This window comes from Mycobacterium sp. E3298, assembly GCF_001666895.1.
Lineage (GTDB): Bacteria > Actinomycetota > Actinomycetes > Mycobacteriales > Mycobacteriaceae > Mycobacterium.
This window is the reverse complement of sequence record NZ_LZJB01000487.1, coordinates 1-9,076: the sequence shown is the minus strand read 5'-3', so window position 1 is coordinate 9,076 and position 9,076 is coordinate 1. Positions and strand designations below refer to the sequence as shown.

9 protein-coding genes and 1 pseudogene are annotated in these 9,076 nt (G+C 66.2%); 2 read left to right on the top strand and 8 right to left on the bottom strand.

Features of this window, described 5'->3' with window-relative positions; translation table 11 throughout:
- From A9X05_RS22310 to A9X05_RS22280, 8 genes and pseudogenes are all read right to left on the bottom strand, one after another.
- Nucleotides 1–537, bottom strand: a pseudogene (locus A9X05_RS22310) (amidohydrolase); the annotation flags it as partial.
- A 145-nt stretch (nucleotides 538–682) separates the two neighbouring features.
- The gene (locus A9X05_RS22305) at nucleotides 683–1,372 is read right to left on the bottom strand and encodes a TetR/AcrR family transcriptional regulator (RefSeq protein ID WP_067784112.1); all 690 of its coding nucleotides are present in this window, start codon (nucleotides 1,370–1,372) and stop codon (nucleotides 683–685) included.
- Between the two features lie 116 nt (nucleotides 1,373–1,488).
- Nucleotides 1,489–1,926 (bottom strand): nuclear transport factor 2 family protein, encoded by a 438-nt coding sequence (locus A9X05_RS22300; RefSeq protein WP_067784110.1) that lies wholly within the window; start codon nucleotides 1,924–1,926, stop codon nucleotides 1,489–1,491.
- Entirely contained in the window at nucleotides 1,923–3,146 is a 1,224-nt protein-coding gene (locus tag A9X05_RS22295) for a CaiB/BaiF CoA-transferase family protein (protein ID WP_067747501.1), read from the bottom strand. Before A9X05_RS22295 ends, A9X05_RS22300 begins: the two co-directional genes overlap by 4 nt.
- 25 nt (nucleotides 3,147–3,171) lie before the next feature.
- Entirely contained in the window at nucleotides 3,172–4,767 is a 1,596-nt protein-coding gene (locus A9X05_RS22290; protein WP_067784109.1) for a GMC family oxidoreductase, read from the bottom strand.
- 240 nt (nucleotides 4,768–5,007) lie between these two features.
- Nucleotides 5,008–5,241 (bottom strand): hypothetical protein, encoded by a 234-nt coding sequence (locus A9X05_RS22285; protein ID WP_067784107.1) that lies wholly within the window; start codon nucleotides 5,239–5,241, stop codon nucleotides 5,008–5,010.
- Nucleotides 5,242–5,287: 46 nt separating this feature from the next.
- Nucleotides 5,288–5,428, bottom strand: a complete 141-nt coding sequence (locus tag A9X05_RS31290) for a hypothetical protein (RefSeq protein WP_156669853.1) — start codon at nucleotides 5,426–5,428, stop codon at nucleotides 5,288–5,290.
- An 84-nt stretch (nucleotides 5,429–5,512) separates the two neighbouring features.
- Entirely contained in the window at nucleotides 5,513–6,988 is a 1,476-nt protein-coding gene (locus tag A9X05_RS22280) for a DUF4185 domain-containing protein (protein WP_067747495.1), read from the bottom strand.
- A gap of 393 nt (nucleotides 6,989–7,381) precedes the next feature.
- Here A9X05_RS22280 and A9X05_RS22275 point away from each other — a divergent pair, with 393 nt between their 5' ends.
- Together A9X05_RS22275 and A9X05_RS22270 are read left to right on the top strand one after the other, a co-directional pair.
- On the top strand, nucleotides 7,382–7,603 hold the full coding sequence (locus A9X05_RS22275) for a hypothetical protein (RefSeq protein ID WP_067784105.1): 222 nt from the start codon (nucleotides 7,382–7,384) through the stop codon (nucleotides 7,601–7,603).
- Nucleotides 7,604–7,934: 331 nt separating this feature from the next.
- On the top strand, nucleotides 7,935–9,076 hold a 1,142-nt coding region (locus tag A9X05_RS22270), incomplete at its 3' end, for an MFS transporter (RefSeq protein ID WP_067784103.1).

Sequence of the window (9,076 nt, the reverse complement as noted above, 5' to 3'; positions counted from 1 at the left end):
GCTGATGGCCTTGCAGCGTTTGCCGGCCAGACGCCGCACCTCGGCCGCGCACAATTCCGGATCCCACATCGGCACAATGCCGATCGGGATGAACCGGCCCAGATGCGATCCGCACCACTCGTCGACGTGCCAGTCGTTGTAGGCCTTCAGCATGATCAGCGCGAGGTCCTTGTCCGCCGCCTCGCAGAACGTCCGCGCGTTGAACCCCGCCATGGTCGGGAAGTTCATCGACGCGAGGACGCCCCCGGCGTCCATGTCGCGCACCCGCAGGTTGACGTCGTAGCAGGCGGGCCGAATCTCGGAGAACACGCCGGGGTTGAAGCCCCATTCCTCTTTGGGCCACGTGACCACCGCGCACATGCCGAACGGCGTCGAGGTCTCGATGCCCTGAAATACCCAGCGATCAATGCCCTCCGGGCTGCGCTCGACCTTTGGCGCCTGGTCCGCCCACTTCTGGGGGACATGACCTTTGAACATATCCGGCGGTTCGATCACGTGGTCATCGATGCTCACCAAGATCATGTCGTCAAGATTCACCGCAAACTCTCCTCGCAGTCCGATTCGGTGTATCCGCTAGAGAAGAACACCGTTCTCATGCGAGGCTAGCCGACGCCGCAGCCTCAGGCAATGCTTGCGATACCCAGTGCAGATCTTGTCCGGGTGCGCGCCTTTCGCGCCCCGGTCAGGGCCGGGTAAAGGCGGTTTCCAAGAAGGTCCAGAACTGGTCGAACGCGACGTTCTCGCCCACATAGAAGCCGAGCACGCGCGCCTGCAGCATCTCCATCGTCGTGTGCAGCAAGATCGACGCGATCGTCGAATCATCCAGCGGCGGGCTGCGCATACCGGCGTCACGGCACGCGGCAAGTAGCTCGGTCAGCGCTCGGTGCTGGGGCTGCAGCAAGGCCGACAGCTCGGCCGGACGGGTTTCGCTGAGCCGCTGATGAAAGCTGACCAACGAGCGCTGCAACAGTGGCGGGGCCGGATCGGACGCCAACCACTCGGCTTGCATGAAGGCCCGAAGGCGATCCAGCGGGTCGGTGCCCGCTTCGGCGACCGCGGCCAGCTGCCGCTCGAGGCCGCCGAGCGTGGCTTCCTCGTAGATGGCCAGGAAAAGGTCGTCGGTACCGCTGAACGATTGGTAGAAAGACCGCAGTGACATGCCGGATCGTTCGACGACCTTTCGGACGGAGAGATTTTCCGCGCCTCCCTCACTGAGCAATTCCAGCGCGATGTGCAGGAACCGGTCGCTGCGCGCCTGAGCCCGTTTGCGCACATCCTCGGTCGCCCGCTCCGTCGAGCGCACCCGCCAGCGCGACTCCGGCCGTGGCGCCGACGTCAACCAGGCCGACACGTCGGTTCCCGATTTGCTCACACACCACAGCGTAGCGAGCCGGCGTTTCCATTAGCCGATAACGTTGGCCTCGGCCAACGGATACACGCAGTGCTCATGATGAGAACATGTAGTGACTTCGATGACGCACGGGGCCGTCAGGTGCGTTGTTCGGCTGTTGCCGCCGGCCTGGCAAGGGTCTGCACGCGGCGATCGGTGAAGCGCCACACCCCGTCGGATCCGCGGGCCAATCTATCCAGGTAGCGCCCCGCCAGGGCGATGACCGTCGCACCTTCCTGACCGCTTCGGTCCAGCATGGCCCAACCACTCACAGCGCTCGCACGGTCGCCGTCGACGGTGATGACGGGATTGACGACAGCATGCAGGGTGCCAGGGCGGTCGGTGGGCCGCAGAACCGCCCACAGCGCCGCCAGCTCGGCGCGGCCCCGGTAGGTCCGTCCCATCGCGGCGAACGAACAACTCTCGTCGAACAATTCGAGCAGTTCATCGGTCGCGCCGCTGTCGAGTAACGCGCAGTAGCGCTCGATCACCCCGCGGATACGCAGCTCGTCGACCAACGCGTCGGCGGCGGTCACGCGACGACGCCCTTGACCTTTAGGTCGATGATGTCGTCCCAGTCCATGCCGAGGTCGTCGGTCAAAATCGCGTCCCCGTGTTCATTGAAATCGGGCGCGCGTCGCGTCGGTGCCGACTCCTCGTCGAACTGGACGGGCGTGGCCACCAGCGGGTGCTTCTCACCCGAGGCGGCCTCGGCCTGAACCACATACCCGTTGGCGATGACCTGTGGGTCGGCGGTCACCTCGATAGAGTCCTGCACCGGCGCCCACTGGCCACGGAAGTCGCCGAGGCGTTGCTTCCATTCGGCCAGCGGCGCAGAGGCGAACCGCTCGGCGAGGATCGACCTCGCGACGGGGCTGTTCGCGGCGAAGCTTGCGACATCGGCGAACCGCTCGTCATCGACCAATTCGGCCAGGCCCATCACCCGACAAGTCTCGGGCCAGTAGTGGAATCCCTGCAGGCACGCCAATTGCAACCAGTGCCCGTCCGACGTCTGGTAGGTGGCCACCAGCGGGTTGCCCACATCTGTGCCGACCGGGAACTGGCCCCACGGATGGTTCAACTCGTGCGACAACGCGATGGCGGCCCCCATCGCCCACATTCCGGTGGCGAGAAGCGACACGTCGACAACCGGCGGCTGGCCCGTGCGCTCGCGATGCAGCAGTGCCGCCGAGATGCCGCCCGCGATGGTCATCGCGCCGATCGAGTCGCCGTACGCGGGCGCGGGTTGGCCCGGAATCGCCTCGAATTCAACGGGTTTGGCCCCGTAGGCGACCCCGGCGCGGCACCAGTATCCCAACACGTCATATCCCCCGCGATCGGCGTCCGGGCCGCGCGAGCCGAACCCTGATCCACGGACGTAAACGATGTTGGGATTGGCGGCCCGGATGTCGTCGACGTCGATGCGCAGCTTGGAACGCACCGCGGGCAGCTTGTTGGTCAGGAAGACGTCGCACGTCGCCGCCAACTTGTAGAGGATGTCGACGCCTTCGGGCGTGCTCAAATCCAAACCGATGCTTCGCTTTCCGCGATTGGAGTGTTGCAGCAGCGGATGCCATGCACCACCGTCGAGGCCCAGGTTGCCGGTCGACATGATGCCGCGCATCGCGTCGCCGCGCTCGGCGGGTTCCACCTTGATCACGTCCGCGCCCCAGTCGGACAGGATCGCCGAAGCCGCGGGAACGAAGGTGTGCTCGGCGACCTCGAGGACGCGGATCCCTTGCATCACAGCGGTCATGGCAACTGTCCTAACTGTCGATCGGTCATCGGTCCTCGAGGATCATTTCGGCGGCCCGCCAGGCCATCGCCATGATGGGGCCGTTGAGATTGCCGGCCACCATCGTCGGCAGGATGGACACGTCGACGACGCGCAGCCCGGGCACCCCACGCACACGCAGGCGGGCGTCCAACGGGTCGGATTCCGCCGGGCCCATCGCGCACGCCCCGGACGCGTGATACCCGGCGCCGCCGTAGAGCAGTCCCGCCCGCAGGATGCTGTCGTCGTCGTCGACCGCGGGCCCGGGTTCGATCTCGGAAAAGATCATGTCGGCCACGGGATGCTGCTCGACGATGTCCCGCATGCGCCGGAACATTGCCACCGATACCCTTTTGTCGTAATCGGTTTCGAGGTATGCGACCTCGACGCGCGGCGGCTGACTGGGATCGGCCGATCGAATCCGCACCGAGCCCTGACTGGTCGGCCGCAGAACGAAGCCCAGGAGGGATAGGCCCGCCCGGCCTTCGATGCCCCCGTCAACGGGCCCGACACCCAACGAGAAGGGTGTCATGAGCACTTGCGCGTCGGGCCGTTCGCTGGCCGGGTCGGCGCGGATGAAAGTGAGCATGTCGTAGGCGGCGGTGCCGATCGGCCCCTTGCGGGTGGTCAGATAGCGCAGCCCCGCGCGCGCCTGGCCAACGGGGGTGGACAGAAACCGGTTGTATCCCTTGTTCTCGTTGAGCCGCATCTGCAGCGGTATGCACCGGTGCTCGCGCAATCCTTCGCCGATTCGCGGGCTGTCCACCCTGACGTCGACGCCGGCCGCGGTCAATACTTCTTTCGGCCCAATCCCCGACAGTTGCAACAGCTTCGGAGTTGCCAAACTCCCGCACGAGACGATCACCTCGCGGGAGGCCCGAAGCTCCTGCTTGCCCTTGGCCGAACTCACCTCCACACCCACGGCGCGATCGGATTCGAAGACGATTCGTTGGGCGATTGCGCCGGTCAGCACCGTGAGGTTGGGCCGCTTCATAGCGGGGTGCAGAAAAGCCCTCGCGGAGTTGACTCGTTTACCCTTCCGCATCGTGGCCGCGGTGTACCCGGTGCGCTCCTCGTCGGAGGCGTTGATGTCCTCGACCCGCTTGATGCCCAGAGTGGTCGCGGCATCCATCAGCGCCTCGGAGACCTCGTCGTGGGTGTTGATAACGCTTACACCGAGGGGGCCGCCGGCGCCGCGGACCGCGGAGGGGCCCAGACTGTGATCCTCGATAGTCCGGAAGACGCGCAGCATCTGGTCCCAACCCCAGCCGGGATTGCCGCGGGCGACGATATCGTCGTAGTCGGCCGCCTGCCCCCTGTTGTAGACCAGCCCATTGATCGAACTCGACCCGCCGAGTAGCTTGCCCCTGACCCAATGCTCCTGCTGTCGGTGCGGCCCAAACGGTTCCACGTCGTATTCCCACACGTAGCGCGGGTTTTTCATCAAGAACGCGAAGCCCTTGGGCATTGACACCAACGGGTTGCGGTCGGTGCCGCCAGCCTCGAGGAGCAAGACTTTGTTGCCGGGGTCGACACTGAGCCGATCTGCCAATACGCACCCCGCGGACCCGCCGCCCACTACGACGTAGTCGAACTCGCTCACCGTCAGCCCTTCCGAGTCGGCGTACTCGCTGTACGAGAACAGTGTTCTCAGCAGAGTAGCCTCGGCGGTTCAGCGACGGAAGTACCTCAGCGAATCCCTAGCGTCGAGGCGGCGCTGCGCGCGCCTGACGATTGAGATGATCGGCAGCAATTCTCGAACCCGGTGGCATCGTCACGGGGCGAGCTCGTTGCGTGTTGGTGTAGTCGGTCTGGGAACCGGCAAGCCGTTCGGCCGCAAGGCCTACGGTCGAATGCCGTATCCCTCGCCGTCGTCGGCCAGGTAAGTGACGTCGTACCACCGCCTCGGCGGCCGGACGGTGGCGTCGTACTCCTCGGTCGGGGTCGCCCGCTCCAGCCGGACGTCCGTCAACTGCGGATTGTTCGCGCGGACATAGTCTTCCAGCTCAGCGAGCAACGCCTCGCCGGTCAGACTCGTCTCCGCGAGCGCCCTCGCTTCGCGCTTCGCCCAACTCACGCGTCTATATTGCCCCGGCCCTTGCGGCCGGCCGCGACGCGCTCGGCTATGTGGCCATCCGCCCGTCGAGCAGGATGCCAAGGCGAACGGCGCCGTCTCTGCGGTGCACACCCTCGATGCGCACCTCGATGTCTGGCCGCCGTGGCTTGCCGGCGGTCGACGTGGCCGGGTTCTCGAAGGTGATCATCGCCGATCTCCTCTCTCGCTGGGCCCCCGCTTTCTTCAGGGTGCGCCTGCTTTGCCGACTATTCGGGGTGCGACACGGTCACGATTAGGGCAAGACGGTGTGCATCAGCATCACGTCGTATGCCGACCACAGCGACAGGTTGAAGTAGAGGTCCCGGCCCGACGACCAGGGGTGGATCATCGGCGCATAGATGCCGCCGGGCATCGAGAACGACGACACGAGCGGTTGCTCGGGGCTCCACGGTCCCTGCGGGGCGGGCGCGGTCCGCGCCACCACGTCGTTGCTGCCGCCGTTGGTGTAGAGCACCAGGTACTGCTTCAGGTAGCTGTTGTACTGGGCCGACATCTCGCCTACCGGGCCGGGGAAGATCGGCGTCGCCGCGCCCGGGTTGTTGGGGACCCAGCGGCCGCCCTCGTCGCCGTTCCAGTACTGATATTTGGTGAGGTCGGGCAACTGGCCCGGTGGCACTCGCGACAGGAATGCGGCGCCGCCGCGCCCCGAAGGGGTTCCGAACTGGTAGAGGTAACCGTCGTTGCCCTTCATGAACGCACCCATTTGGAAGTTCTCGTTGCCGGGGGTGAACCCGGCTCCCGGGATGGCGTCCGCGGAGGCCGTCCGGATCGAAGTCGGGAAGATTCCCCAATTCTGGCCATTGTCATTGGACCTGGCGATCGCCGAGTAGTTCGTGGACCATTCGCCGTCGCGGCCCCACTGCCGGATGGACATGTAGCTCATGTACTGCGTCCGGCCGATCGAGATGCCGGCGGTCGGGATGATTCCCGTCTCGTGCGCGGCCTTGTGGATCGTGTTGACGACCTGCTTGGACAGGCTTGTCGTCCACACCGGTGACCCGGAGTACCGATCGTTGGGGAGGCCGTCCGCGATGTGGATGCCGTGCGACAGGTCATGGTCCGAGCTGCGGAACAACGTGTTGTAGCGCCACTGCTGGCCCTTGACTTTGCAGTAGCCGAAGGTGTCCCCGAACGCCATCAGAACCTGGCGATTCATGGGATCGCCGTTGTCCCAGGCGATCCCGAGGTCGGTACCCGAGATGCTGAAACGCTGCAGGGTCTTGTTCGGGCCGTCGGGCCCGGTCACCCAGTCGACGAGCGACGTGGGCGCGCCCGCGATCGAGGGCGGCGGTGGCGCCGGCTGCGGCTGCGGGACCGGGGCGGCGTTGGGCTGCAGCTGACCGGCGTTCGGTGGCTGCGGCAGACCGGGTACGGGCGGATTGGGCCCGGGCGGGAGGACCTCGGCCTGGGGTCTCATCGGGGCGACCTGGCGACCCGGAGTCGTCGGTTTGAGGAACTGGGAGATCAGCGGGCCCAGCCTGGGCAGGGGTGCCTGGTCATTCGTGTGCGTCGGCCGGCGTCCGGTCGGCGGCTGGACGACCGGCTGGGGTGCGGGCATCGCCGGCGGCGCGACGGGCGGCTCCACGTTCGCTTCCGGTGCGCCACACGGGGTGGCAAAAGCCATCGGCGCGGGCCCGACCACGAAGACGAGTCCGACTGCGGCCGCCGACGCCATCGAGAGCGACACACTTCGAAGAATCGCCGACATGTAACACCTTTCGAGCGGCGGGACACCGCATTGACGTCCGCAGTTGGCTCATGTGACGATAGTGATTAGAGCGGTTGTTGTGACTAGTGATGCGACGATAGGTATCCATCCGTGACCGTGTCGCAACGCGGCCGATCGCACGGGAATTGCGCGTATCGAGCGATTAGCTCGCGCACCTCCTGGGCTAACGCCATCACCCTGCGAGCCGGCTGCCGTTTTCCGCAGTAGACCGCTCGGAACTTCCCGTAACCCATGGCGGTCGAGCGACGTTCTCGCCTTGTTTGCAGGTGTTGCCGCGCCGATTTCGGTGTTATTCTTCCGTGACATGTTGATCCGTATAACGGGTTTAAGTGATTCGCTATGCGGGTCTTGTCTTCGAGCAGGGAGGTCCTGATGAAAGACCAGCGCAACGCACTGCTGACGATCGCCGGCGTTTCCGTCGCCGCGGCGGCTTGGCTGGGCCACGGCGCCGGTCCCGCCATGACCGCGGCACCGGCGGGCACCGAAACCCAGGCGCCCACCACCACGCCCACCCCGCTCACGACCCTGGCGCCGCCGTCGACTCTCTCCGCGCCGCCGGCCCCGTCGGCGCCACCGGCACCGCCGCTTCCGTAACGATCGTCGGCGATGGGAGTGGCTTCGCGCCGCTGAACCGAGCGCGTGCCCGCCCGCCTCTGAGCGTCAATCCGGTCGCGACGTCCGGCCACCCCAACTTGTCGCTGTGCGGCGGCGGGCACTCCCGCCTGTGCCCGTTTCGTCGTGATTACGGGACCCGTGAGCCGGACGGCCGCGACGGGCGCACGGGCGGGAGACCGTGCGTCGAGCGTCCTCGCCAGGTACGCTCCGATCCGCCAGCACACCCGCCGTCGCCGCGGTCTAGCAGTAACGCCGGTCTCGGCAAACTCGGTCGGCGCCCCGGGTGGGCGGCCCGCCGAGGAGGGCGACCATGAGTGACCGTAATGGCCTGCGTGGCAACCTATTCGAAAGCCAGGCGTATCTGCGCCGCGTGGTCGCCGCATCCATGGCCGGCACGGTCGTCGAATGGTACGAGTTCTTCCTCTACGGCACCGCCGCAACCCTGGTCTTCAGCAAGGTGTTCTTTCCCCGCGGCGGCAACGAACTCGACGCGATCCTCGCCGCCTTCGTGACCTACGCCGTCGGCTTCGCCGCCCGCCCGCTCGGTGGGATCGTCTTCGGTCAGCTCGGCGACCGGTACGGCCGCAAGAGGCTGCTGCAGCTCAGCCTGTTGTTGGTCGGTGTCTCCACGTTCGCGATGGGGTGCCTGCCCAGCTTCGCCCAGATCGGGTACTGGGCCCCGGCGCTGCTCGTGGTGCTGCGGTTCGCACAGGGCTTCGCTGTCGGCGGCGAGTGGGGCGGGGCGGTCCTGCTGGTCGCCGAGCACAGCCCGACGTCCAGTCGCGGCTTCTGGGCCAGCTGGCCGCAGGCCGGCGTGCCGGGCGGAAACATGCTGGCCACCGTCGTGCTGCTGATTCTCACCTCGACGCTGTCGGACCGGGCATTCCTGAGCTGGGGCTGGCGCGTCGGCTTCTGGTTGTCCGCGATCGTCGTGCTGATCGGCTATTACATCCGCACCAAGGTGACCGACGCGCCGATCTTCTACGAGGCGCAACGGCAGCTGGAGCGGGTCAGTACCGCCCGCGTCGGCGTGGTCGAGGTGTTAAAGCGTTACCCACGTGGCGTTTTCACCGCCATGGGCATGCGTCTCGGCGAGAACACGATGTACTACCTCGTCGTCACCTTCTCGATCACCTATCTGAAAGTCCACGTGCACGCCGACACCAAGACCATCCTGTGGTGGCTGCTGGTGGCGCACGCGGTCCACTTCGTCGTCATCCCGCTGGCCGGACGACTCAGTGACCGATTTGGCAGGCGCCCAATCTATTTCATCGGTGCGATCAGCGCGTGCACCTGGGGCTTCTTCGGGTTCCCGATGATGAACAGCGGCCGTAACGCCGTCATCTTGTCGGCGATCGTCCTCGGCCTGGTGATTCACGGCCTCATGTATGCGGTCCAGCCCGCGGCCATGGCCGAGATGTTTCCCACCCGGATGCGCTATTCGGGGGTGTC